This window comes from Novosphingobium sp. GW821-FHT09E05, assembly GCF_059416165.1.
On record NZ_JBWKOQ010000001.1, the window covers coordinates 555736 to 578755 of the forward strand.

Sequence of the window (23020 nt, forward strand, 5' to 3'; positions counted from 1 at the left end):
TTCGCGGGGGCGACGGGATTGGTGATGCGGCGAAACGGTCGAACGTTACGAAAGGGCCGATGGGCCAGTCATGATACTTACGGGAGTTCTCCTGGCCGTCTTCGGCCTGGGCCTGGTCGGCTGGTTCGCCGCGCGGGGCCGGGCCCGGCTGCTGTACAAGGGGCGGGGGTCGATGCATTCGATGCCCGCCTACCACGGCTGGCACATGGCCCTGTGGATCCTCGTTCCCGCGCTGGTCGCGTGGGGCGTGTGGTCGCTCATCATGCCCGGACTGATCGAGGGCGCGGTCTTCGCCAACCCGGTCGCGGCGACGCTGCCGACCGATCCGATGACGCTGGGCGCGATCGTTGCCGAGGCCCACAACCTCGCGAACGATCCGTCCGCCACCGCCTTCAATCCCGAAGCACAGGCGCTGGTCGAGCCGATCCGTGCCGCGCAGACCCGCTTCGGGCTGATCGGCGGGCTCATCATCCTGATCGTCGCCTTCGCCGGCGGCGCCTACGGCTTCACCCGCATCCGCCCCAACTTCCGCGCCCGCACCCAGGTCGAGCGCGCGGTTCTGGCGCTGCTGCTGGCCGCCTCGCTTATGGCGGTCCTCACCACCTTCGGCATCGTCGGCTCGCTGGTGTTCGAGGCCGGACTGTTCTTCAAGGACGTCTCGCCGATCGCCTTCCTCACCGGCACCCACTGGTCGCCGGCGAGCACGTCGGGCGCGAACATCTCAAACAACTTCGGCGCGGTGCCGCTGTTCTGGGGCACGATCTACATCGGCGCGATCATCGCTATGATCGTCGCCATTCCGCTCGGCCTGATGAGCGCGGTGTACCTCACCCAGTACGCCGCCCCCGCCGCGCGCAAGTGGCTGAAACCGATGCTCGAGATCCTCGCAGGCATCCCCACGGTGGTCTACGGCTATTTCGCCGCGCTGACCGTGGCGCCGCTGATCCGCGACTTCGCCGCCTCGATCGGCATGCAGAACCCGTCGACCGAGAGCGCGCTGGCCGCCGGCCTCGTCATGGGCGTGATGATCATCCCGTTCGTCTCCTCGATGGCCGACGACGCGCTCGCCGCCGTGCCGCGCGCCATGAGCGACGGCAGCCTTGCTCTGGGCTCGACCCGGTCGGAGACGATCAAGAAGGTGCTGCTGCCCGCCGCACTGCCGGGCATCGTCGCGGGCGTGATGCTGGCGATCAGCCGGGCCATCGGCGAGACCATGATTGTCGTCATGGCCGCGGGCGCCGCCGCCAACCTTTCCGCCAACCCCTTCGCCTCGATGACGACCGTCACCTACCAGATCGTCCAGATGCTGACAGGCGACCAGGAGTTCAACAGCCCCAAGACGCTGTCGGCCTTCGCGCTCGGGCTGGTGCTCTTCGTCGTCACTCTCATCCTCAACATCGTCGCCCTGCGCGTCGTGAAGCGGTTCCGCGAAGCCTATGAGTAACCTCACCTGGAATTCGCCCGAGGCCCGCAAGCGCCTTGCGAAGCGACATGCCGCCGAACGCCGCTTCAAGGCGGTCGGCCTGGGCGCCATCGTGCTCAGCCTCTCCTTCCTGGCGCTGCTGCTGGTCATCATGCTCAAGAACGGCGTGGCCGGCCTCGACTGGAGCTTCCTGTCGGGTTCGGACTCCACCGACGCGACCGTCGCCGGCGTCTGGGGCGCGACCAAGGGTTCGCTCCTGACGATGGCGATCACGCTGCTGCTGAGCTTCCCGATGGGCGTGCTGGCGGCGATCTACCTCGAGGAATTCGCGCCGCGCAAACGCTGGATCGAATGGATCGAAGTCTCGATCAACAACCTCGCCGCCGTGCCTTCGATCATCTTCGGCCTGCTGGGCCTCGCGGTGTTCATCAACACGCTCGGCATGCCGCGCTCCTCGCCGCTGGTCGGCGGGTTGACGCTGGCGCTGATGACGATGCCGGTGATCGTGATCTCGGGGCGCAACGCCATCAAGGCCGTTCCCCCCTCGATCCGCGAGGCGGCCTACGGGGTCGGCGCGAGCAAGGTGCAGACGACCTTCCACCACGTCCTGCCGCTGGCGCTGCCGGGCATCCTGACCGGCACCATCATCGGTATGGCCCGCGCCCTGGGCGAAACCGCGCCGCTGCTGATGATCGGCATGCGCGCCTTCGTCTCCACCCCGCCCGACGGCCTGACGTCGCCGTCGAGCGTGCTGCCGATGCAGATTTTCCTGTGGTCCGACGAAATCGACAAGGGTTTCGTCCAGAACACTTCCGCCGCCATCATCGTGCTGCTGGTCTTCCTGCTCGCGATGAATGGTATTGCGATCTATCTTCGCAACAAGTTCGAAGTCCGCTGGTAGGGACATGACAGAAACAAAGCTCACAGCCCGCAACGTCGACGTCTTCTACGGACAGAAGAAGGCGATCAACGACGTCTCCATCGACATCGACAACGGCCTCGTCACCGCTTTCATCGGCCCCTCGGGCTGCGGCAAGTCGACGTTCCTGCGTACCCTCAACCGGATGAACGACACCATCGCCGGCGCCCGCGTGGCAGGCGAGATCCTGCTCGACGGCGAGGATATCTATGCCGCCAACATGGACCCGGTCGCCTTGCGCGCCCGGGTGGGCATGGTGTTCCAGAAGCCCAACCCGTTCCCCAAGTCGATCTTCGAGAACGTCGCCTACGGTCCGCGCATCCACGGCCTCGGCACTTCGAAGTCCGAACTGGACGGCATCGTCGAGCGGGCGCTGACCAAGGCGGGCCTCTGGGAAGAGGTCAAGGACCGCCTGACCGACGCCGGCACCGCGCTCTCGGGCGGCCAGCAGCAGCGCCTGTGCATCGCCCGCGCCATCGCGGTCAGCCCCGAAGTCATCCTGATGGACGAGCCGTGTTCCGCGCTCGACCCGATCGCCACCGCGCGCATCGAGGAACTGATCGACGAGCTGAAGGAAAGCTTCGCGATCGTCATAGTCACCCACTCGATGCAGCAGGCCGCGCGCGTTTCCCAGCGTACCGCCTTCTTCCATCTCGGTAGCCTCGTCGAATACGGCGAGACCGACCAGATCTTCACCAACCCGCGCGAAGTGCGCACCAAGGACTACATCACCGGCCGTTACGGCTGAGTGATGCTCTGACAGGAACACGCCATGGTCGACCATACCGTCAAGGCCTTTGACTCCGAGATCGGGCAGCTTCGCGGCCTCGTCGCCGAGATGGGCGGGCTTGCCGAAGTCGCGATCCGCGACGCCATCACCGCGCTCGTCCAGCATGACGAGGTCCTCGCCGCGCAGGTCGTGGCCGCTGATGCCCGGCTAGACGCGCTCGAAGCCGAAGTGGACCGGCTCGCGGTGCGCACGATTGCGCTTCGGGCTCCCATGGCCGACGATCTGCGCGACGTCATCGCCGCGCTCAAGATCTCGGGCGTCATCGAGCGCATCGGCGACTACGCCAAGAACATCGCCAAGCGCGTCAACGCGCTCGAAGGCCGCACCAAGATCGAGCCGGTCACGCTGGTCCCGACCATGGCGGAGATCGCCGAGAGCATGGTCCGCGACGTCCTCAACGCCTACGGCTCGCGCGATGCCGCGCTGGCGGTCGAGGTGATCCGCCGCGACCAGAAGCTGGACCAGTTCTACAACACGCTGTTCCGCTCGCTGCTGACCCACATGATGGAGAACCCGGCGACGATCACCAGCGCGGCGCAGCTGCTGTTCATCGCCCGCAACCTCGAGCGCATCGGCGACCACGCCACCAACGTGGCGGAAATGGTCTACTACGCCGCCACCGGCGAGTACTGCACCGAGCGCGATTCCCTCACCGACGACACGTCAGGACCCCTCGCATGATGGCATCGGTCCTGGTCGTCGAAGACGATGTCGCCTTGTGCGAACTGCTCACCTGGAACCTCAGCGCGGAAGGCTATGACGTGCGCTCCACCGGGGACGGCGAGGAAGCGCTGGTCATGGTCCGCGAGCAGGCGCCCGACGCCATCGTGCTCGACTGGATGATCGAGCAGGTACCCGGCATCGAGGTCTGCCGCCAGCTGCGCAAGGACAAGGAAACCGCCTCGATTCCGATCATCATGGTCACCGCGCGCGGCGAGGAGGAGGACATGATCCGCGGCCTCAAAACCGGCGCGGACGACTATGTCACCAAGCCGTTTTCCCCGCGCGAACTGATGGCGCGCATCGAGGCGCTGCTGCGCCGCTCGCGCCCGTCGCTTTCGGGCACCGTGCTCTCGTGGGGCGACATCGAGCTCGACGCCACCAGCCACCGCGTCCGCCGCTCGGGCGAGGCACTGCACCTGGGCCCCACCGAGTTCCGCCTGCTGCGCTACTTCATGGAGCGGCCCAACCGCGTCGTCTCGCGCCAGCAGATCCTGGACGGGGTCTGGGGCATGGACTCCGACATCGACGAGCGCACCGTCGATGTCCACATCCGCCGCCTGCGCAAGGCCATCAACCGCGACGGCGACACGGACCCGATCCGCACCGTCCGTGCGGCGGGCTACGCGATGGACGTGGCATAAGTTCTTTCCCCTCCCTGAGCGTGCTTGGGGGGAATGGAAATCACTCATCGCCCCCACGACCTTCCGCAATTTTCCACCTGCAAGATGAAGCGTCGGTGGAGCATTTCCCCGGATGATGCCGCGCGGGCTTCCGGCGAGACGCTTCCTCGCATATGCGAGGACTTTCGCCGGGCCGATGCGTCCCGGCCTTGGGGCGAGGGCGGCTTGAGCGCGGAAGACCGGAACGGGGAAGAGCAGAAGGGCGAGGAGCGCCGCGGTGGTTCGCCGCAGTCGGTCACTCGCGTCATCCGCCTGCTTGAAGCCCTCTGTGCCAGCAACGAGCCGGTTTCGCTCGCCGATCTCAGCCGCCGCCTCGCCACGCCCAAGAGCAGCCTTGCGGCATTGCTGCGCGGGCTGGCCGACGAGGACCTCGTGACGGCGACTGACGGCGCCTGGCGGCTCGGTCCCGGGGCGTTCGGGCTAGGCAGCGCGCTGACCGAAGCACGCCGCCGGCTGCACAGCTCCGACCTCGTGCGCGAAGGCATGCGCCGCCTTTCCGATCGCAGCGGCGAGACCGTGCTGCTGGCCGTGGGCGATCACGAAGGCGACTGGGTAACCTACGTCGATCTGATCGAGAGCCGTAATGTCGTGCGGTATTCGGTCTCGATCGGGGACCGCCGTCCGTTCTACGCCACTGCCGGGGGCCGGGCGCTGCTCTCCACCTGCTCCACCGCCGCGGTAGAGGCCTATCTCAAGCGCGTTGCGCCACAGCGGATGGCGCGCACCACCGAGGTCGATCCCGCCGCTCTGGCCCAGGCCATCGAGCAGGCCCGCATCGACGGTTACGCACAGACGGTGGACCAGGCGGCCGAGGGCGTGACCGGCACCGCCGGCGTCATTCGTGACGCATCGGGCCGCGTCGTTGGCGCGCTGGTGATCGCCGCTCCCAGCGCCCGCTCGCGGGACCGGCTGGACGAACTGGCCGGACTGGTGCTCGATGAAGCGGCGGCGATCTCGCGCAGCCTGGGATTTCGCTGACCCGGCGGGCCCGCCGAGGGGTGGGGCCTTCCCGTTGCGTCCTACGACCGCCGATGGTTCGCCCTCACGCTGCGCGCGACGTCTCGATCTCCGCAAGGCACTCCCCGAAACGGCGCGTCGCCCACAAATTCAAGAAGTTGGTGGTAACCAGCAGGAAGCCTTCAACCACCTTGTCCCGCGACAGTAGCGGGTCGAGCGGGCCGGTCGCGTGGGCGATGTCGGGCATTCTGGCGGTAATCAGCGCGGGCAGGTCCATCATCAGCGCGAGGCCGGTGATCGCCAGCGACAGATCGAAGTGGCAGGCGAGCACCTCGGCCGGGACATGCGGTCCGCCATAGGCCGCCAGCTCGGTACGGTAGTGGGCAAGGAGCCCGCCTAACTCGGCATCGAGGAACGCGGTGGACGCCGCCGACAGCCCGCCCCACAGCCCTGTGGCGACGTTCATCGGACGCACCATGCCCCAGTCGAGCAGCCCGCAGTGCAGGACCCCTTCGCCGGTCCGCCAGAACCAGGCGTTGTCGATATTGGCGTTCCAGTGGCACACCGCGACGAGGCGCGGGTCTGACTGGAGGAAACGGCGCACCTCGCTCTCGCGGACGAGGATCGCCAGCGCCTCGCGCTCCAGCCGGGCAGGGAAGGTGGGGTCGGTGACGCTGGCCGGGAAAAGCCGTGGATGGTCAGCGATGAAGGCGGTCAGGCTCGCGACCTTGGCGAGCAGCTCTCCTGTGTCATACGCGATCGGCAGGTCAGCTTCGGCGGCGGCGCGGTCGTAAGGGAAGAGGGCTTCCAACTGCGGCGAAAGGTCGCCGCGATGCTGTGCTGCCGTCAGCCGCGCCTGTGCCGAAACCAGCGCACGGTAGTGCTCCAGCGGTGCGGGCAGCAGATGGTCGCGGCATTTTTCGTGGAGCGTCTCGATGGCGCCCTCGCCGAAGGCGATGCGCTCGGTGACGAGCATGCCGGTACCGCTGGTCGCCTCGAAATCAGCGAAGACCGGGCGGGGCACGGCAACCGGGAAGGCGGGTAGCCGCGAGAGGGCGGCGAGGTGCACTTCGCCTTCGAGCTCGTGGCGGCGACGGTCGCGGAACGGGTCGGCGAAATCGCGCGAGAACTTCGCGAAGAGGCGGCGGGGCAGGGCGGGTTCGTTGCCGGCGTAAGTGACGTCGATTAGGGCCTTCTGGCCAGAATTGCCGCCCGAGAAGACCTCCAGTCGGTCGATGGAAGCCACCGCGTTATCGGGCGATAGCGAGCCGTAGGCGCGCATCGCCCGTGTCAAGAACCGCGCCGTATCATCGCGCAGCGCCTCGGCGGTGGCGGGCATGAGCACGCCGGTGGCGTCGCCCATTGCAGGTGCCGTCATTGGAGCTCGAAGATCAGCAGCGCGTTGCCGGGCATCTTCGAGACGAAGCCGTAGCCCGAGGAGACGATGACCTGCCCGCCCTCGACGATCGGCGCCGCGCCTCCGCTCATCGCGCCGCCGCGTGTGGCCACGCCGTTGACGGACGCGAAGTCCTGCACGGTGTCGAACTGCCACAGCACCTTGCCGGTCGCGGCGTCGTGGATGCGCACGAAGCCGTCGTCGCTGCCCGCCAGCACGAGGTCGGGTGTCACCGTGATCGCGCCGCTGTTGCCGGGGGTGCAGAGCGGGCGACCCCCGCAGACCTTGTCCGGCGGCGGGGCGACCCACAGGTCCTTGCCGGTGGCGATGTCGAGTGCATGGATGCCGGGCGCGGCGGGGAAAGGGCGCTCGACTCCGTCGGGCATGTCGCTGATGGCAACATAGGCGCGGCCGCCGTCCGCCGCGATGCCGAAGTGGATGCCGCCCGCCATGCCGCCACGCCCGACCTGGCGGTGCCAGGCGAGCTTGCCGGTCGCGGCATCGACGGCCCAGACCGCGCCTGATTTCTGCCCTGCGAGCACGTAGTCGCGCCCGTCCTTGCCGTTCGCAAGCACCGGGATCGCGCCGAAGTCGTAGTCGGGCCCGGCGTCCTCGGGGCAGTTGTCGGGGTCCGCAGTGACGCAGTCGACGTTCCAGGCATCGCCCTCGGTCGCCTGGAAATGCCAGCGGATCGCGCCCGTCTTCAGATCCAGCGCGACGATCGCGTCGGACAGTTCGGTGGCGGGGCGGGTGTAGTTGTCGCCGGTCGCGACGATCAGGTTGCCGCGCTTTTCGTCCACCGCGATGCCCGCCCAGACGGGGACGCCGGAGGGGCCGAGCGTGCGGCTGTCCTTGGACGGCTTCGGCTCATCGACCAGCCAGGTGCGCCACTTCTCGCGGCCGGTGCGCGGGTCGAGGGCGAGGATCGAGCCGCGGAAGCTGCAGCACACGTATCCCGGGTTCGCCGCCGAGGCTTCCTCCAGCGAGGAGACGGGGACGTAGAGCGTGTCGCCGTAAAGCGCGGGGCTGGCGGTGATCACGGCGGCGGGGTGCGCGTCGGCGTGGACCTTCCAGACCAGCTTGCCGGTGAAGGCCTCGACCGCATAGGCATTGCCCGACCAGTCGCCGAAGAAGGCGAGCGGTACCGCTTTCACGTCGCCCGCCTGCCAGGGCGAAAGCACGATGGCGGTGCGCACTTCTGACGCCGCGGCATAGCTCCAGCGCACGCAGCCGGTGCTGCGGTCGAGCGCGTAGACGCTGCCGCCGTGGCTGCCCACGAAGATCGCCCCGCCGCCGAGCGCCGGCTGCGAGCGGGCGCGGTTGGCGAGGGGGAAGCCGAAGGCCCACTTGAGCCTGAGCCTGCCGACCTCGCGCTCGCCGAGGCCCGCCTGCGCGGTGGTCACGGAATGGGTCGCCGCCTGGTCGAGACCGGCGCCGGCGAAGGCGGGGACCTGGCGGCGATCGAACAGGGCGCGATCGGGGGCGCAGGGCGCCGGCCTGGGCGCGCTGGCCTGGGCCGCGCCGAGCGCCTGGCCGGACAGGTGCTGCGCGACCTCGATCTTCTGCTCGGTGCTGAGCGCGGCGCCCTGCGCCTGCATCGGCCCGGTGGTGAGCGCGGCGACGATGGCGTCGGGGGTCATGTAGGCGAGGATCACCCGCGCCGGGGCGCGCGCCGCGCCGGTATCGTGGCAGGCCGCGCAGTGCTGGCGGTAGATCTGCGCGCCGGCGGGATATTTCTCCTGCGCGCGGGCCACGCCGGGCGTATTTTCTACGGCCGCGCGCAAAGGATGACCGGGAAGGAGGAAGGCGACCGCCAGCGCCAAAAAAGCGAGAGCCGTCCATGGGCCGGGGCGCGGCGCTTTCTTCCGATGCATGGTCGTTCCCTCTCGCGAGTTCTGTCCGGCGAACTCTTGTGCGAAGGAGGGAACAGCAAATCGCCGTGCGCGTAAACTCAGGCGGCGGTGCGAAGCGCTCGGTCGTCTTCACTCAGCGCGGTGGCGATGGCGGCGAGGAACTGGTCGGTCGCGCGCTCCCACGAGTAGAGGCTGCCCAGTGCCGCTGCATCGGTGCGCTCGGCGTCCAGCGCGCTCTCGATGGCGCGCGCCAGCGAGGTGTCGAGCATCCCGGCCGGATAGCCGACGCGGTGGTCGACGCCGCGCCCGTCGAGGCCCAGGATGTCGATCGGGCCGGTGACCGGGAAGGCGGCCACGGGCGTGCCGCAGGCCAGCGCCTCGATGATGACGAGGCCGAAGGTGTCGGTCAGGCTGGGGAACACGAAGCAGTCGGCGGCGCGGTAGGCGCTGGCCAGTTCCTCGCCCGAGAGCGCGCCGAGGAACAGCACGTCGGGATAGCGGCGGCGCAGCGCCTCCAGCGCCGGTCCGTCGCCGACCACGACCTTGCTGCCGGGGACGTCGAGGGAGAGGAAGGCGTCGAGGTTCTTTTCGGGCGCGACGCGGCCGACGTTGAGCAGGACCGGACCGGGCAGGGCGGCCATCTGCGGATGGCGGGTGCCCTCGGGACGGAACAGCGCGTGGTCGATGCCCCGGCTCCAGGCCCGCGTCGGACCGATGCCCCGGCCTTCCAGCTCAGCGGAGAGCGTACGGGTGGAGACCATCACCGCGCGGCTCTGCGCGTGGAAGCGCTGGAGGATCGGCCAGAAGTACTCGGCCGACAGCCCGGTGCGCACGGCGGCGTATTCGGGGAAGCGAGTGTGGAACGCCGAGGTAAACGGCACCCCGCGCGACAGGCACCAGCCGCGCGCGGCCCAGCCGATCGGGCCCTCGGTGGCGATGTGGACGATGTCGGGTTCGGCGTCGTCGAGCATGCGGCGCAGGCCGAAGCGCGGCGCCATCGCCAGCCGGATCGAGGCGTAGCCGGGCATCGGCACGGTCAGGAAGCGGTCGGGCGTGATTGTCTCGACCGTGTGGCCGCGCCGGACCAGCTGTTCGACGGTGGAGGTCAGCGAACGGACCACACCGTTGACCTGCGGCAACCAGGCGTCGGTCGCCAGCGCCAGCTTCACGCTGATGCCTCCGCCGCGACCTCGGGCTTGACGGTGTGGCCGCCGGTCTCGGCGATCCAGTCGATGATCGCGAGGTGGCCGGTGAGGTCTTCTGCGAGCGCGGTGCAGCTTTCGACCCAGTCGCCGTCGTTGTAGTAGGTGATGCCTGAGAACTCGCGGATTTCGGCGCAGTGGATGTGGCCGCAGACGACGCCGTCGAAGCCACGGCTGATCGCCTCGTTGGCGACCGCTTCCTCGTAGCTGCCGATGTACTGGACGGCGTTCTTGACCTTCTTCTTCATGTAGGCCGAGAGCGACCAGTACGGCAGGTGGAACCGGCGGCGCACGGCGTTGAAGACGATGTTGGCGCGCAGCAGCAGCCCGTAGGCCTTGTCGCCCAGAAACGCGAGCCAGCGCGCGTAGAGCACGACGCCGTCGAAGGCGTCGCCGTGGGTGACCAGCAGGCGGCGGCCGTCGAGCGTGGTATGGACCGCCTCCAGCGCCAGTTCGACGCCGCCGAAGCTGAGGCCCGCATAGTCGCGCAGCATCTCGTCGTGGTTGCCGGCGATGAAGATCACGCGGGTGCCGCGATGCGCCATCTTGAGGATGCGGCGCACGACTTCGTTGTGGGCGTCGGGCCAGTACCAGCCCTTGCGCAGCCGCCAGCCGTCGACGATGTCGCCAACAAGGTATAGCGTCTCGCATTCGACCGAACTGAGGAAGTCCACCAGCATGCCGGCATTGCAGCCGCGCGTGCCGAGGTGGATGTCCGAGATCCAGATCGTGCGGTATTTGCGTTTGGGCCGGAAGCCCTTGGGTTCGGGGATGTCGAGCCAGGCGGGGATACGGCCCCGCAGTTCGGTCTGGCGTTCGAGAAGCGTGTCCACGTGATCGCGCATAGTCGGTCTCCCCGGCTGCCTGCTGGGTTCCCTTTGCCATCAGGGCGTTGCGTGGGCGTGACGGTTGCGGGTCAGTTCGATGACATGGGGCGGGGCGAATGGTGGACGCCGCCGGTCTTTCACCGCCATGTCACCGATATGTCACTCACCCGTCACACTCGGATGCAAAAGCCCCCGCGTACTTAGGGGCAGACGGCAGCGATGCGGCGGATCGACATATTGCTGGCGAGCGAACTTTCCGGCGGGGCGGCGGGCGCACTCGCGCCTTTCCGGCACGACCAGTTCGACGTGGCGCTGCACCGCTGGACGGACTTTTCGGAGCTGCCGCTGATCGAGGGCGCGCTCTGGATCTTCATCGACTGGGTGCTCCCCGAGATGTCGGGGCTGGAGCTGTGCCGCCGCCTGCGCGCGGACACGCTGACGGCGCATGCCCACGTCACCATGGTACTCGAGGAAGACAACCAGGAAGACCGCAAGCGCGCGCTGCGGATGGGCGCGGACGACTATCTCGTGGGTCCGCTGACGCGCAACGCGCTGCTCGACCGCGTGCTCGGCGCGAACCTGGGCGACCAGGACAGCGCGGGCATCCGCATGGTGACGCAGGGCGACCTGATGGTCGATGTCGCCGCGTTCCAGGCGCGCTGGCAGGGCAAGCCGATTGCGCTCATGCCGAACGAATTGCGGTTGCTGCGCTACTTCATCGAACATCCGGGACGGGTCTTCAGCCGGACCCAGCTGATCGCCGCGCTCGGCAAGCAGGAACCGCCGGTGGACGAGCGCACCGTCGACGTGTGGATCGGCCGCCTGCGCCGCGCGCTCAAGGGCGTGGGGGCGGGCAATCCGCTGCGCACGGTACGCTCGCTCGGCTACGTCTTCGATACCGCCTGAGGATGATCCTCCCCGTCGCCCGATGCGACAGGGAGGCCCAGCATCATCCCAGCCAGCCGGAGGTCTGCGCGAGCAGCCACAGGCCGATCGCCAGGAACAGCAGCGCCGCGACGGTGCGCACCACGTTCAGCGGCACCCGCTTGATGAGGGCATTGCCGAGGAACACCGCCGGCACGTTGGCGATCATCATGCCGATCGTCGTGCCCATCATCACCGGGATCACGCTCTGGAAGCGGGCACCCAGCGCGATCGTGGCGATCTGGGTCTTGTCGCCCATCTCGACGATGAAGAACGCGATGGCAGTGGCGAGGAACGGGCCGAAACGGCTGGGCTTCGCCTCTTCGTCCTCATCGAACTTGTCGGGGATGAGAGTCCAGGCGGCCATCACGATGAAGCTGGCGGCGACGAGGTAGCGGAACCACAGCCCGTCGAGGAACGCCGCCGCCTGCTCGCCCACCAGGGCTGCAAGGAAGTGGTTGGCGACCGTGGCGACGAAGATGCCGCCGACGATCGGCCAGGGCTTCTTGAAGCGCGTGGCGAGGACGATGGCGAGAAGCTGGGTCTTGTCGCCGATCTCGGCAAGCGCGACCACGGCGGTGGAGGTGAGCAGGGCTTCCAAGGCAGGTACTCCGGGGCCGGGCGAAAAAGCGGACGCAACGACGCAGACGGAACCCGCCCGGCCGAGCGGAACCGCAAGCGTCATTGGTCTCGCCCGAACGGTCTCCCGTCCTCCTGCGCGCCATGGCCTCTCGGCCAAGTATGTTGACGGCAGGTCCCGCTCGAGGCGGGTGGCTACTCCCCAGATGACCCGAGTCCCTTACGCTCCGGCAGACGGATTGGGAAGGTCAAAAAAAGCCCGGCCGCATTGCTGCGACCGGGCCGTTCGAGTTTTCGCCGGAAGGGCAGGAACCCTCCGGCTGAGAGCAATCAGAAGTTCAGCTGCGCCGAGAACGCGACGATCGTGCCCACGTCGTACGTGTTGAACTCGAGCACGTTGTCGCCGCTCTTCTGGTACTCGCGGTGGCGGGTGCCCAGAATGTTGCGCGCTTCGAACTTCAGCTCGACGTCTTGGCCGAGGAAGTCGACGCCCTCGCGGGCCACGAAGTCAAGCTGGACGCCCGGCTTCTCGATGATGTCCGGCTGCGGGGTCGAACCGTTCAGGCCACGGCTGACCGCGCGGTTGCTCGCGTAGCTGACCAGGAGGGTCTGCTGCGACAGGCGCTCGGTGTTCTCGAGGCCGATCTGCAGGTTCGCGAGGTGGTCGGACTGGCCGGTCATCGGGGCGCCATCGCGGAAGTAGTCGGTGGCGATGCCAGAGGAAGCGGCATAGACGGCGGTGGTATCGTCGGCGCCGACCTTCAGCTTGGACTGGCTGTAGGTGTAGTTGGCGACGAGCACCACGCGGCGTTCGGCCAGCCAGCCGCCGGCGTCGGACAGGTCGAAGTACTTCGTCGCTTCGAACTCCGCCCCGTAGAGCTGCGCTTCCGGCGCGTTGGCGTAGCTGGTCACGAGGTTGTCCGAGAGCAGCGAGATGAAGCTCTCGATCGGCTTGTCGATCTTCTTGTAGAACGCAGAGATCGAGACGCGCTGCTCGGGCGCGAAGTAGTATTCCAGGCGCGCTTCGCCGTTGTAGAGCTGGCTGTCGGTCAGCAGCGGGTTGCCGAGGTACTGGCGGTTGCTCTCGGGATCGAAGAACGGCTGGTAGATCAGCTCGCGGAACTGTGGGCGGGCGATGGTCTTCGAAGCACTGACGCGGGCCTGCAGCTCGGGCTGGATCTGCCAGGTCAGCGTCGCCGCCGGCAGCCAGTATTCCTTGTTGAGCGCAGGCGTGGGCGTGTAGTTCGGCGCGGTATTGAACACCTGCACCGCCGTCACTTCCTGGCGCGCCTTCTCGAACCGGACGCCGGCATCGAGGCTGAAGGCATCGTTGAACTGGAAGTTGGCCTTGGCGTAGCCAGCCCAGTTACGCAGCTTGCCGCGGAACGCCGGCGTCGCCTCGTCGGGCTCGATCAGGTCGATGCCGCCGACGGTGGTGCCGCCGCTGGTGGTGCCGGTGACAAGGCCGGGCGAAAGCAGCAGGTCGGGTCGCAGTACCGAGGCTTCGGTCGGGAACGTGCTCGACGCGCGGAACAGGAACTGGCGGCGCGAACTGAGGCGGTTGGTGTCGCTGAAGGCACCGCCGACCGTGGCGGTGATCGACGGCGTCAGCTTGTACGACAGGTCGAGGCCGGCCGACCACAGGTCTTCGTTGAGGTCCGAGAAGGTGACGCTCGCTTCACCGGCGTTGCCGTTCAGGCGGTTGACGAAAAGGTCGCCGTAGGGATCCGTGTCGGTGTTGGTGCGCACGTATTCGAAGGCGTACTCGTACGGAGCCTCGCGCTGTGAATTGGCGTAGCCGCCACGCAGGTCGACCGACAGCTTGTCCGTCGGTTTGAATTCGCCGGTGAACTGGGTGTCGATCAGCTGGCGTTCGTACCAGCCGTTGTTCTGCTGCATGTAGTCTGCGGTGGTCTGGTTGCGCTGGCCGATGCCGAGCCGGCCCTGCTTGATGGTGTCGCGGATGTAGAGGTTGGTCCAGCGGATCTTGTTCTCGCCGAACTCCAGACCGAGGCCGACGAGGCCGTTGGCGACGATGCGGTTGTCCGTGGTGACGCGGTTGAAGTCGGTCTGCAGCGTCGAGAGATCGGCGCTGAACGAAGTCTGCTGGATGGCCTGGCGGTTCGTCCACTTGTTGCTGTAGCCGGCCGCGGCGATGATGCCGAAGTCCGCGCCGCCAAGATCCCAGGACGTGCCGCCGGTGATCGAGGCGGAGAAGTTCACCGGCAGGTCGCCGACCTTCTGCATCGTCGCCCGGCTGAAGCGGACCAGCTCGGACCCGATCGCGCGGGTGTCGACGGTTCCCGAGTTCATGGATTCGCCGCTGTCGAGGAACGCCTGGAGGGCCGGAGGCGTGTCGCGGCTGCCGTTGTCGAAACCGGTCCAGTCGCTTTTGGCGCCATAATAGCTGTAGCCGAATTCGCCGGTGGCCTCGGTATCGACCTGGAAGCCGCCGCCTATGGTGAGGAACGATTCCTTGGGCACGGCCTTGGTCGTCAGGTTGATGACGCCGCCGCCGAATTCGCCGGGGAAGTTCGCGGAATAGCTTTTCTGCACCAGCGACGAGGCGATCACGCCGCTCGGGAAGATGTCGAGGGGGACGACGCGGCGCAATGGTTCGGGGCTGGGCAGCGGCGAGCCGTTGAGCAGGGCCAGCGAGTACCGGTCGCCGAGGCCGCGCACATAGACGTAGCCGGAGCCGACCACGCTGAGGCCGGTCACACGGCCGAGCGCGCCGGCAATGTTGCCTTCGCCGGTGCGGGCGATTTCCTCGGTTGTCAGGACCGAGACGACCTGGGCCGACGAGCGGACGACGTTGCGGCTGCGCGAGCCGGTGACGATGATATCGCCGCCGGGCACCGAGATATCGACCTGGTCCTCTTCCGGAGCCGCCTCTTCCGGCACGGTTTCGGCCGATGGGCTCCCGGCCCCCGAGCCGGCGGTGGAAGCCGCAGGATCGACCTGCGCAAAGGCCATGGTTGGCGAGACGAGAGCCGACGTGATCAGAAGACCGCCAGCGAGCCGCGACGTCAAAGACATCGGAATTCCCCTAGTTCCAAATGCAAGGACGGGGGCAGCCATTGCGACTGCCCCCGCATTAAGTCGGGCAGTCCCGGCTCAGGTGGTGGGCAGGGTGGTGCAGGCGCCCGAGTTGCCTGTGCCGAAGTTGGCAGTGGCGCTGTTGCAGGTCCAGCCGGCGTACCAGGTGTCGGCTGCGTTGCGCACGGCACCGATCCAGGTCGTCGTGTCGAAGAAGGCCGAGAAGGTCTTCGGATCGACTGCGGCGACGGCCGTCTCGTTGGCGCCGTTGACGAAGGTGCTGGTCAGCGTGCTGGTGAATGCGTCGGTGTTCGCGGAATTGGCGAACTGCGCCTGAACCGTGGAAGCGGTATAGCTACCGGTGCCCAGGAACTTGGTCGCGTTGCACTGGAGCGCCACAGCGCGTGCGGTGAGCGTGGCAGGCGTGGTGCCAGTGCCGTTCATGCGCAGGCACTCGTTGTTTGGCGTCACGATGAGGCCATTGGCCCAGGTCGTGTCCGAGTTGCCACGCAGCAGGACCGAAGCCTGGTCGTTGGCTTCGTTGTTGCTGCTGACGGCGGGCTGCAGCGCGGTGAAGTTGGCGATCGTCAGCTTGGTGCGGGGGGTATCGCCCTCGTTGCCGTTGCTGTCGATCTCCATCAGCGCGTCGCCGAGGCCCGAACGCTGGGCAAGGATGGCGTACTGGACGTTCATCTGCGCACCGGTATCGACGTCGAGACTGTCGTCGTCGGCGCCGACTGCGATGTAGTACTTCAGGTTGATGTTGCCGCCGAAGAACTCCGAACCATCGTCCGAGCTGTTGAAGCTCTGGAAGTGGTCGAGCGTGGTGCCGGTGCCGATGCCTTCGCCGGTCAGCGACTGGAGCTCGACGTTCGAGCCGAGGATGAAGCCCGAATAGCGGATCTGGAAGTACTTCATGGTGCCGGCATTGTAGGCCGTGTCCGCGCCGCCGAAGCGTGCCGGGTTGGGCGAACCTTCAGTCTGGCGCTCGCAGGTGCCGCTGGCGACCGTACCGGTGGTGCAGTCGGTGGTCGGCGCGCGGCCCATCAGCACGACCCCGCCCCACTGGCCTTGCGACGAATCGCTGTTCAGGCCGAGGATGTTGTCGCGGCTGGTGAAGATGATCGGCGCGGTGGCGGTGCCGGTCGCGTTGATCTTGTTGCCGCGGTTGACGGCCAGCCAGGACTGGCCGGTGCCGCCGAACACGATGACGCCGGGCTCGAACGTCAGGGTGACGTTGGTGTCGGCGGTCAGCGAGGCCGAGGGGCAGCCGACAGTCGACGTGGCATAAGGCGCCGCAGTGGTCGGGGCGGAGAAGCCGCCGTCGCAACCGACGTCGACGCGGCCGGGCAGCTGGTAGAGCACGCCGGCGATCTTCGGCAGCGTGGCGGACGAACGGATGACGTTCGGCAGGCTGCAGACGCGCCAGGTGCCGGTCGGGCCGGTGATCGTGCCGGCGTCGGTCAGGCCCTGGGGATCGGCGATCGTCGGGCAACCGGTGGCGGGGGTCACGGTGCCGGTGCCGGGCGTCGGCGTGGGAGCCGGGGTCGGCGTGGGCGTCGGCGTGATGATGACGTCCCCGCCGGTGCCGGGCGAGGCGATGTCACTGGGGCCGCAGCCGGAAAGTGCGAAAGCGCTGCAGCCCACGAGCAGCAGACCAGAAATTTTCTTCACGTTGAGTCCCCCGTGTTCAGGTCGAACGAGGCGGCGATTCCGCTCCCGTTGCTTCGGGGCGTCTAATCCGGGGGGGTGACATTTTGTTGGCGCTATGATGACACTAATCTGCACTAACACGACAGTAGTGTGACGTTCGGCTTCATGCCATTCGGTCAGGCGCTTGGCGACTCGCGGGTAAATAGTGAGATCACACTTCGATTGCATTTTTATGACAGTTTCGACATTTCCTTGATGGCAGTCGGTTTCAGGCAGACGATGCACCTCATCACACGTATTCCCGGGAGAGTTGCCATGTCGCTTTCAGCCCTCGTTACCGCAGTCCTGCTCGGCCAGTCGGTGTTTGCTCTGGATGTCGATAAGACCGCGCCGGACGCCACCGACGTCGCGTACCAGGAACTTGCCGCTGGGCAGCCGAAGGCGGCCGTGGCCAAACTCGAGGCGGGCGGAGCCGCGCGCTCGAATGATCCCGCTGCGCTCATCAACCTTGGCGCTGCCTATGCTAGGGCCGGAATGCCGGACAGGGCGCTCGCTGCCTATCGCGCCGCCGTGGCTAGCCCGGAGCGCTATGACCTGCAGCTAGCCGATGGCAGCTGGGTTGATTCCCGCACGGCCGCGCGCGCTGCGCTCAAGCAGATGATGGCGGCCCAAACGGTCGCCTCGCGCTAGGCTCAATCATTTCGGAAAAAGGCGGTCCTGAAGGGAGGGCTGCGGAAATCCGCAGGAGTTCCATGATTTCGACGAGGGTGCCGGAACTGCCATAAAAGAGTCACGCGAACCGACACGTCCGCTAGATTAGCCGCGTCATCGTCACACACCTGTCATTGATCGGGAGCACTTGGCCTTCATTACGGAGGGCATGGTGATTCGATACGCTCAGCTTCAGGACCGCATTACGCGCGGTTTCTTCCCGCTTCTTGGCGCCGCTGCGGCGCTGCTGACCCCGGGCCTCGCGCACGCTCAGGCGGTCGCCAACGACCCGGCGGGCTCGGGCCCGATCATCGCTGCGCTTGGCTGGCTGCAAGGCACGCTGCTCGGCAACGTCGCCACGGCGGTCGCGGTCATGGCGGTGGCCGCGGTGGGCTTCATGATGCTCACCGGCCGGATGAACTGGCGCTTTGGCGCTACCGTCATCATCGGCGTGTTCATCCTGTTCGGTGCGGGCGCGATCGTCACCGGCATCCAGTCGGCAGCGGTGGGCTGAGCGCATGAGCCTCGCCCGCTATCCGGTGCATCGCGCGCTGACCCGCCCGCAGATGTTCGCGGGCGTAACCTACAGCTTCTTCATCATCAACGCCGCGGTGACGACGGAAATCTTCCTCATCACCAAGAGCTTCTGGGCCTTGCCCGCGGCGCTTGTCATCCACGGCACCGGATACCTTGCGTGCCTGCGCGAGCCCCGGGTGTTCGACCTGTGGATCGCCAAGGTCAGCAAATGCCCGCGCGTCGCCAACTGGCAGCGCTGGGGCTGCAACAGCTACGCACCGTAAGCGACATGGGCGCGGGGGAATTACGACGATGGCCAAGAGCTTCAAATCACCGCTGAAGGGCTGGGGCAGCAAGGAAGTCCTCGCGGGCGACCGCTTGCCTTATGCCGGTCTGGTGGACGAGAACGTCGTGCGCCTGCGCGACGGCTCTGTCATGCTCTCGCTGATGGTGCCGGGCTTCGCGTTCGAGACCGCCGACAGCGACGAACTCAACGCCCATGTCGCCACCCGCGAAGTGCTGCTGCGCTCGGCACTCGACGCCCGCTTCGTGCTTTACCATCACGTCATCCGCCGCCGTGTGGAGATCGAGATGGAAGGCCAGTTCGACGACGCGCTGGCCGCGCACATCGACGCGCGCTGGCGTTCGCGCACCTCTTCGGGCGCGCTGTTCGTCAACGACCAGTTCGTCACCCTGGTGCGCCGCCCCGCGCGGGGCAAGGCGGGCTGGGCCGACAAGCTTTCGCGCATGATGAAGTCGAAGGCCGAGTCGATCGACGTCGATCCCGGCGATGTGCGGGCCCTGCGCGCCGCGGCCTCGGCAATGGTCGCGTCGCTCGGGGCCTACGGCGCGCGCCTGCTCGGCGATTACGAAGGCACGGCCGGGCAGTGCTCGGAAGTGCTCGAACTGCTGAGTGCGCTGTACAACGGCGAGATGCGCCCGGTGCGCCGTCCTGCCGACGAGACCGACATCGGTCACATGCTGCCCTACCGCCGCGCCAGCTTCGGCATGGACGCGCTGGAACTGCGCGGCGCGACCGGGGGAGGGTTCGGCTCGATCGTCAGCCTTAAGGAATACCCCGATTCGACCGCGCCCGGCCTGACCGATGCGCTGCTGCGCCTGCCCTGCGAACTCGTCCTTACCGAGACGTACGCGCCGTCCGACCGCCAGATCGCGCGCGAACGCATCGACCTTGCCGTCCGCCGCCTGCGCTCCGCCGACGAGGAAGCCGTGGCCGAGCGCCGCGAGATGTCCGCCGCGCGCGATGCGCTCGGCACCGGTTCGGTCGGCTTCGGCGATCATCACCTCTCGGTGCTCGTGCGCGCCGACACGCTCGACCAGCTCGACGAAGTGACCGCCGCCTGCGCCGCCGCACTGGCCGATGCCGGCGCGATCGCCGTGCGCGAGGACGTCAATCTCGAGCCCGCATTCTGGGGCCAGCTCCCCGGCAACGAGGCGTTCATCGTCCGCCGCGCGCTGATATCCAGCGCCAACATGGCCTGCTTCGGCTCGCTCCATGGCTTCGCGATGGGCCAGGCGAGCGGCAACCACTGGGGCGACGCGGTCACGCTGCTGGCGACCACCAGCTCGACGCCGTTCTTCTTCAACTTCCACCAGGGCGACCTCGGTAACTTCACCGTCATCGGTCCGTCGGGCTCGGGTAAGACCGTGGTCATGAACTTCCTCGCCGCGCAGGCGCAGAAGTTCGCGCCCCGCACGATCCTGTTTGACAAGGACCGCGGCGCCGAGGTGTTCCTGCGCGGCATCGGTGGCACCTACAGCCGCGTCGCCGCCGGGCACCCGACCGGCTTCAACCCACTCGCGCTGCCCGACACCGCCATCAACCGCGCGTTCCTGCGCGACTGGCTGGGCGTGCTGCTCGCGGCGACGGGTCCTGAGGAACTTTCGACCATCGCCGGCGCCGTTGATGCGGCCTATCATAACGACCCGTCGCTGCGCCGCCTCTCGCACTTCCGCGAACTGCTGGCCGGCGCTCGCCGGCCGCAGCCGGGCGACCTCGCATCGCGTCTCGACGCATGGCTGCAGGGCGGCGAGCATGGCTGGCTGTTCGACAACCAGCACGACCGCCTCGATCTGACCCAGCGCGTGCTCGGGTTCGACATGACCGCGCTGCTCGAAAGCCCGCGTCTGCGCACGCCGGTCATGATGTACCTGTTCCACCGCATCGAGGAGCGCCTTGACGGCGAGCCGACGATGATCCTGATCGACGAGGGCTGGAAGGCACTCGACGACGAGGTCTTCGCCGCGCGCATCCGCGACTGGCTCAAGACTTTGCGCAAGCGCAACGCGCTGGTCGGTTTCGCCACCCAGTCGGCCCGCGACGCGCTGGATTCCAAGATCGCCACCGCCCTGGTCGAACAGACCGCGACGATGATCTTCATGCCCAACTCGCGCGCTCGGGCCGAGGACTATTGCGAGGGCTTCGGGCTGTCGCAGCACGAACTCGACGTCATCCGGACGCTGCCGGCGCACTCGCGCTGCTTCCTGATCCGCCAGTCGGACGCTTCGGTCGTGGTCCGCCTCGACCTTTCGGGCATGCCCGAGGTGCTCACCGTCCTGTCGGGCCGCGAGAGCGCGGTGCGCAAGCTCGACACCTTGCGCGAACGCTACGGCGACGCGCCCGAGGGCTGGTATCCGGTTCTTACCGGCATGCAGTGGCCGGGTGAGGGCGACGAAGACGCACTCTGGACAGAGGCGGCCGAGTAACCATGAGCGCCGCCTGCGAACAGCTCACCGAAGTCGCCTCGGGCGGCGTCGCGCCCGCATTGCGCGCGGTCGACTGCGTGGCCAACGAGATGGCGGCGGCCGCCTTCGGACGGCTGTTCGGGGCAGGTGGAGCGATGGGCCCGGTGCTCACTATCCTGCTCACGCTCTACATCGCCTTCTTCGCCTTCTCGCTGCTGACCGGCCGCTCCAGCCTCGGCATCTCGGCGCTGACGCCGCGCATGCTGCGCCTCGGCGTGGTGCTGACCTTCGCGACCAGCTGGATCGCCTATCAGGGCGTCGTCTGGAACCTCGCCGTGGGCGGTCCGGACTGGATCGCGGGCATCCTGATGGGCGCCAAGGGTTCGGCTACCCAGCTGTTCGGTGACCGCATCGACATTGTCTTTGCCGCTATCAACGACATCTCCGAAGCGACCGCGAAAGCCACCGGCGCAGCGCAGGAGGGCGGCGACGGCGCCGCCGCTGCGGGTGCTGCGATCGCCGCCAAGGGCGCGGGCGGGCTGTTCACGCCCGAGAGCGTCATGTGGATGGGCGCGCTGCTCCTCCTGCTTGGCACCGTCGGCGTGCTGCTCACCGCGCGCATCGCGCTGGCCGTGCTGCTGGCGCTCGGGCCGATCTTCGTCGTCATGGCGCTGTTCGGCGGCACTCGCGGGCTTACCGCAGGCTGGCTGCGCGGCGTGGTGCTGACGGCCGTGACACCGCTGTTCGTGGTGCTCGCCGGCGGGATCACGCTTGAACTGCTGGTGCCGATCATATCCGGGCTGGTGCAGGGCGCCAATGCCGGGGAGATCGACGGACGCGGCGCGATGGCGTTCTTCCTCGTCGCCTCGGTTCATGTCGCGCTGATGGTCATGGTCGTGAAGGTCGCGAGCACGATGGTCGCGGGCTGGCAGGTCTTCGGCCTCGCCGGTGGCAGCGAGCGCGAAAGCGGCCGGACCGCATCCTCGCAAGCCGCAGCCCCGGCACCTGCCGACGCCGCCGCACCCGCCGCGTCGGCCTACCAGGGCCGCGCCTCGGTGATCTCGGCCGCCGGGGCCGCCGCGATGGTCGAGGCTCCGGCACAGGGCGGGAGCGGTGCGAGCCATTCAAGCGAGCGCCGGACCGTGGTGACCCAGGTGACGGGCGGGGGGATCGAACCGCTCCGCCAGGGCGATTCCGGACCGCGCGCCAAGGGTATCGGCAGCCGTTTCCGCGCCTCGAACGACTCCGGCAGATTGCCGGCGAAGGAGAAGACACGATGATCCCCGCAACCCTGCGCAACCTCGCGCTGACCGCGAGCTTCGCCGCCCTTGCAGTGGCGCTCCCGGCACAGGCCGACGAGCGCCTCGTCGCCCATGCGTTCAGCGACAACGAGGTCGTGCGCATCGACGGCAAGGCCGGCGTCCAGGCGACCATCGCCTTCGGCAGCGGCGAGGCGATCGAGAACGTCGCGGTCGGCGATTCGCAGGCCTGGCAGATCACGCCCAACAAGCGCGCCGACCTGCTGTTCGTAAAGCCGCTCGAAGCCAGGGCGCGCACCAACATGACGGTGGTGACCAACCGCCACACCTATTTCTTCGACCTTGTCGCCACGGCCGCCGCGAAGCCGCTCTACATGCTGCGTTTCACCTACAAGGACGAGCCCAAGGACCCACAGACCGGGCTGTCTGCAGGCGCGCCGCTCGATCCGTCCGAGATGGCGCTGGCCGCCGGTGATCCCGCTGCGCTGCCCGCCGATCCCGCCGCGCTGAACTTCGCATGGAAGCGCGTTGGCGTCGAGAAGCTGATGCCCTCGCGGATCTATGACGACGGCACTTCCACTTACCTGCTCTGGCCCGACAAGGCGCCGGTACCCGCGATCCTCGTCACCAATGAGAAGGGGGACGAGGGCCCGGTCAACTACGCCGTGCGCGGCGCGACGATCGTGCTGGAGGAAGTGCCGGGCACCATCGTCCTGCGTTCCGGCAAGTCGAAGGCCGAGCTGATCAATGCACGGCCGCTTGCCTCGCGCCCCGCGCCCGCAGCCACACCCGTGGTCGCGGCCGCCGCGCCCGCACCTTCGCCCACAACCTCGCCGTCCGCAGCGACCGCACAGGGGAATTGA

At 67.7% G+C, this 23020-nt stretch carries 20 protein-coding genes and 1 riboswitch; of the genes, 13 read left to right on the plus strand and 7 right to left on the minus strand.

Going from position 1 to position 23020, the window contains the following annotated elements; all coding sequences use genetic code 11:
* The first annotated feature begins 70 nt into the window (after positions 1 to 70).
* The 6 genes from pstC (at position 71) to AC07M9_RS02635 (ending at position 5513) form a co-directional block, all read left to right on the plus strand.
* Positions 71 to 1444: a phosphate ABC transporter permease subunit PstC gene (gene pstC / locus AC07M9_RS02610; RefSeq protein ID WP_494881074.1), complete on the plus strand. Its 1374-nt coding sequence runs from the start codon at positions 71 to 73 to the stop codon at positions 1442 to 1444.
* Complete coding sequence (gene pstA / locus AC07M9_RS02615) at positions 1437 to 2324, plus strand: phosphate ABC transporter permease PstA (RefSeq protein ID WP_494881075.1); 888 nt, start codon at positions 1437 to 1439, stop codon at positions 2322 to 2324. The genes pstC and pstA overlap by 8 nt, the downstream gene beginning before the upstream one ends.
* A gap of 4 nt (positions 2325 to 2328) precedes the next feature.
* A complete protein-coding gene (gene pstB / locus AC07M9_RS02620) occupies positions 2329 to 3090 on the plus strand; it encodes a phosphate ABC transporter ATP-binding protein PstB (protein ID WP_494881077.1) in 762 nt (253 codons plus the stop codon).
* 24 nt (positions 3091 to 3114) lie between these two features.
* Positions 3115 to 3813: a phosphate signaling complex protein PhoU gene (gene phoU / locus AC07M9_RS02625; protein ID WP_404480269.1), complete on the plus strand. Its 699-nt coding sequence runs from the start codon at positions 3115 to 3117 to the stop codon at positions 3811 to 3813.
* On the plus strand, positions 3810 to 4496 hold the full coding sequence (phoB, locus tag AC07M9_RS02630; protein WP_494881080.1) for a phosphate regulon transcriptional regulator PhoB: 687 nt from the start codon (positions 3810 to 3812) through the stop codon (positions 4494 to 4496). The genes phoU and phoB overlap by 4 nt, the downstream gene beginning before the upstream one ends.
* A gap of 204 nt (positions 4497 to 4700) precedes the next feature.
* On the plus strand, positions 4701 to 5513 hold the full coding sequence (locus AC07M9_RS02635; protein ID WP_494881081.1) for an IclR family transcriptional regulator: 813 nt from the start codon (positions 4701 to 4703) through the stop codon (positions 5511 to 5513).
* 64 nt (positions 5514 to 5577) lie between these two features.
* On the opposite strand, the gene AC07M9_RS02640 is transcribed toward AC07M9_RS02635, so the two are convergent.
* The 4 genes from AC07M9_RS02640 to AC07M9_RS02655 all read right to left on the minus strand — a co-directional run bounded on the left by AC07M9_RS02640 (position 5578) and on the right by AC07M9_RS02655 (position 10788).
* The gene (locus AC07M9_RS02640; protein WP_494881083.1) at positions 5578 to 6870 is read right to left on the minus strand and encodes a protein kinase family protein; all 1293 of its coding nucleotides are present in this window, start codon (positions 6868 to 6870) and stop codon (positions 5578 to 5580) included.
* Entirely contained in the window at positions 6867 to 8762 is a 1896-nt protein-coding gene (locus AC07M9_RS02645; RefSeq protein WP_494881085.1) for an outer membrane protein assembly factor BamB family protein, read from the minus strand. The genes AC07M9_RS02640 and AC07M9_RS02645 overlap by 4 nt, the downstream gene beginning before the upstream one ends.
* 77 nt (positions 8763 to 8839) lie before the next feature.
* Positions 8840 to 9910, minus strand: a complete 1071-nt coding sequence (locus AC07M9_RS02650) for a glycosyltransferase family 4 protein (RefSeq protein WP_494881087.1) — start codon at positions 9908 to 9910, stop codon at positions 8840 to 8842.
* Positions 9907 to 10788, minus strand: coding sequence for a UDP-2,3-diacylglucosamine diphosphatase (locus tag AC07M9_RS02655; protein WP_494881089.1), 882 nt, complete (start codon positions 10786 to 10788; stop codon positions 9907 to 9909). The genes AC07M9_RS02650 and AC07M9_RS02655 overlap by 4 nt, the downstream gene beginning before the upstream one ends.
* A 201-nt stretch (positions 10789 to 10989) precedes the next feature.
* Here AC07M9_RS02655 and AC07M9_RS02660 point away from each other — a divergent pair, with 201 nt between their 5' ends.
* Positions 10990 to 11676, plus strand: a complete 687-nt coding sequence (locus AC07M9_RS02660; protein WP_494881091.1) for a response regulator transcription factor — start codon at positions 10990 to 10992, stop codon at positions 11674 to 11676.
* Positions 11677 to 11719: 43 nt separating this feature from the next.
* On the opposite strand, the gene AC07M9_RS02665 is transcribed toward AC07M9_RS02660, so the two are convergent.
* From AC07M9_RS02665 to AC07M9_RS02675, 3 genes are all read right to left on the minus strand, one after another.
* On the minus strand, positions 11720 to 12295 hold the full coding sequence (locus AC07M9_RS02665; RefSeq protein ID WP_494881093.1) for a TMEM165/GDT1 family protein: 576 nt from the start codon (positions 12293 to 12295) through the stop codon (positions 11720 to 11722).
* Positions 12296 to 12339: 44 nt separating this feature from the next.
* Positions 12340 to 12490, minus strand: a riboswitch (yybP-ykoY riboswitch).
* A 113-nt stretch (positions 12491 to 12603) separates the two neighbouring features.
* A complete protein-coding gene (locus AC07M9_RS02670) occupies positions 12604 to 15312 on the minus strand; it encodes a TonB-dependent receptor domain-containing protein (RefSeq protein ID WP_494881095.1) in 2709 nt (902 codons plus the stop codon).
* A 78-nt stretch (positions 15313 to 15390) separates the two neighbouring features.
* Entirely contained in the window at positions 15391 to 16986 is a 1596-nt protein-coding gene (locus AC07M9_RS02675) for a beta-helix domain-containing protein (RefSeq protein WP_494881097.1), read from the minus strand.
* A 129-nt stretch (positions 16987 to 17115) separates the two neighbouring features.
* Between AC07M9_RS02675 and AC07M9_RS02680 the strand changes: the two genes are divergently transcribed.
* From AC07M9_RS02680 to AC07M9_RS02705, 6 genes are all read left to right on the plus strand, one after another.
* Positions 17116 to 17655, plus strand: coding sequence for a hypothetical protein (locus AC07M9_RS02680; RefSeq protein ID WP_494881099.1), 540 nt, complete (start codon positions 17116 to 17118; stop codon positions 17653 to 17655).
* 190 nt (positions 17656 to 17845) lie between these two features.
* Complete coding sequence (locus tag AC07M9_RS02685) at positions 17846 to 18190, plus strand: TrbC/VirB2 family protein (RefSeq protein WP_494883876.1); 345 nt, start codon at positions 17846 to 17848, stop codon at positions 18188 to 18190.
* A 4-nt stretch (positions 18191 to 18194) separates the two neighbouring features.
* Positions 18195 to 18476: a VirB3 family type IV secretion system protein gene (locus AC07M9_RS02690; RefSeq protein WP_494881101.1), complete on the plus strand. Its 282-nt coding sequence runs from the start codon at positions 18195 to 18197 to the stop codon at positions 18474 to 18476.
* Between the two features lie 28 nt (positions 18477 to 18504).
* Positions 18505 to 20919 (plus strand): VirB4 family type IV secretion/conjugal transfer ATPase, encoded by a 2415-nt coding sequence (locus tag AC07M9_RS02695; protein WP_494881103.1) that lies wholly within the window; start codon positions 18505 to 18507, stop codon positions 20917 to 20919.
* A gap of 2 nt (positions 20920 to 20921) precedes the next feature.
* Positions 20922 to 22178: a TrbL/VirB6 family protein gene (locus tag AC07M9_RS02700; RefSeq protein ID WP_494881104.1), complete on the plus strand. Its 1257-nt coding sequence runs from the start codon at positions 20922 to 20924 to the stop codon at positions 22176 to 22178.
* Entirely contained in the window at positions 22175 to 23020 is an 846-nt protein-coding gene (locus AC07M9_RS02705) for a TrbG/VirB9 family P-type conjugative transfer protein (RefSeq protein ID WP_494881106.1), read from the plus strand. The genes AC07M9_RS02700 and AC07M9_RS02705 overlap by 4 nt, the downstream gene beginning before the upstream one ends.

Coding starts and splice junctions, on each gene's coding strand:
- phoU (WP_404480269.1), top strand. CDS start 3,115: ATGGTCGACCATACCGTCAAGGCCTTTGACTCCGAGATCGGGCAGCTT.
- AC07M9_RS02690 (WP_494881101.1), top strand. CDS start 18,195: ATGAGCCTCGCCCGCTATCCGGTGCATCGCGCGCTGACCCGCCCGCAG.
- AC07M9_RS02685 (WP_494883876.1), top strand. CDS start 17,846: ATGGTGATTCGATACGCTCAGCTTCAGGACCGCATTACGCGCGGTTTC.
- AC07M9_RS02660 (WP_494881091.1), top strand. CDS start 10,990: ATGCGGCGGATCGACATATTGCTGGCGAGCGAACTTTCCGGCGGGGCG.
- AC07M9_RS02695 (WP_494881103.1), top strand. CDS start 18,505: ATGGCCAAGAGCTTCAAATCACCGCTGAAGGGCTGGGGCAGCAAGGAA.
- AC07M9_RS02640 (WP_494881083.1), bottom strand. CDS start 6,870: ATGACGGCACCTGCAATGGGCGACGCCACCGGCGTGCTCATGCCCGCC.
- phoB (WP_494881080.1), top strand. CDS start 3,810: ATGATGGCATCGGTCCTGGTCGTCGAAGACGATGTCGCCTTGTGCGAA.
- AC07M9_RS02645 (WP_494881085.1), bottom strand. CDS start 8,762: ATGCATCGGAAGAAAGCGCCGCGCCCCGGCCCATGGACGGCTCTCGCT.
- AC07M9_RS02705 (WP_494881106.1), top strand. CDS start 22,175: ATGATCCCCGCAACCCTGCGCAACCTCGCGCTGACCGCGAGCTTCGCC.
- AC07M9_RS02655 (WP_494881089.1), bottom strand. CDS start 10,788: ATGCGCGATCACGTGGACACGCTTCTCGAACGCCAGACCGAACTGCGG.
- pstC (WP_494881074.1), top strand. CDS start 71: ATGATACTTACGGGAGTTCTCCTGGCCGTCTTCGGCCTGGGCCTGGTC.
- AC07M9_RS02670 (WP_494881095.1), bottom strand. CDS start 15,312: ATGTCTTTGACGTCGCGGCTCGCTGGCGGTCTTCTGATCACGTCGGCT.
- pstB (WP_494881077.1), top strand. CDS start 2,329: ATGACAGAAACAAAGCTCACAGCCCGCAACGTCGACGTCTTCTACGGA.
- AC07M9_RS02700 (WP_494881104.1), top strand. CDS start 20,922: ATGAGCGCCGCCTGCGAACAGCTCACCGAAGTCGCCTCGGGCGGCGTC.
- pstA (WP_494881075.1), top strand. CDS start 1,437: ATGAGTAACCTCACCTGGAATTCGCCCGAGGCCCGCAAGCGCCTTGCG.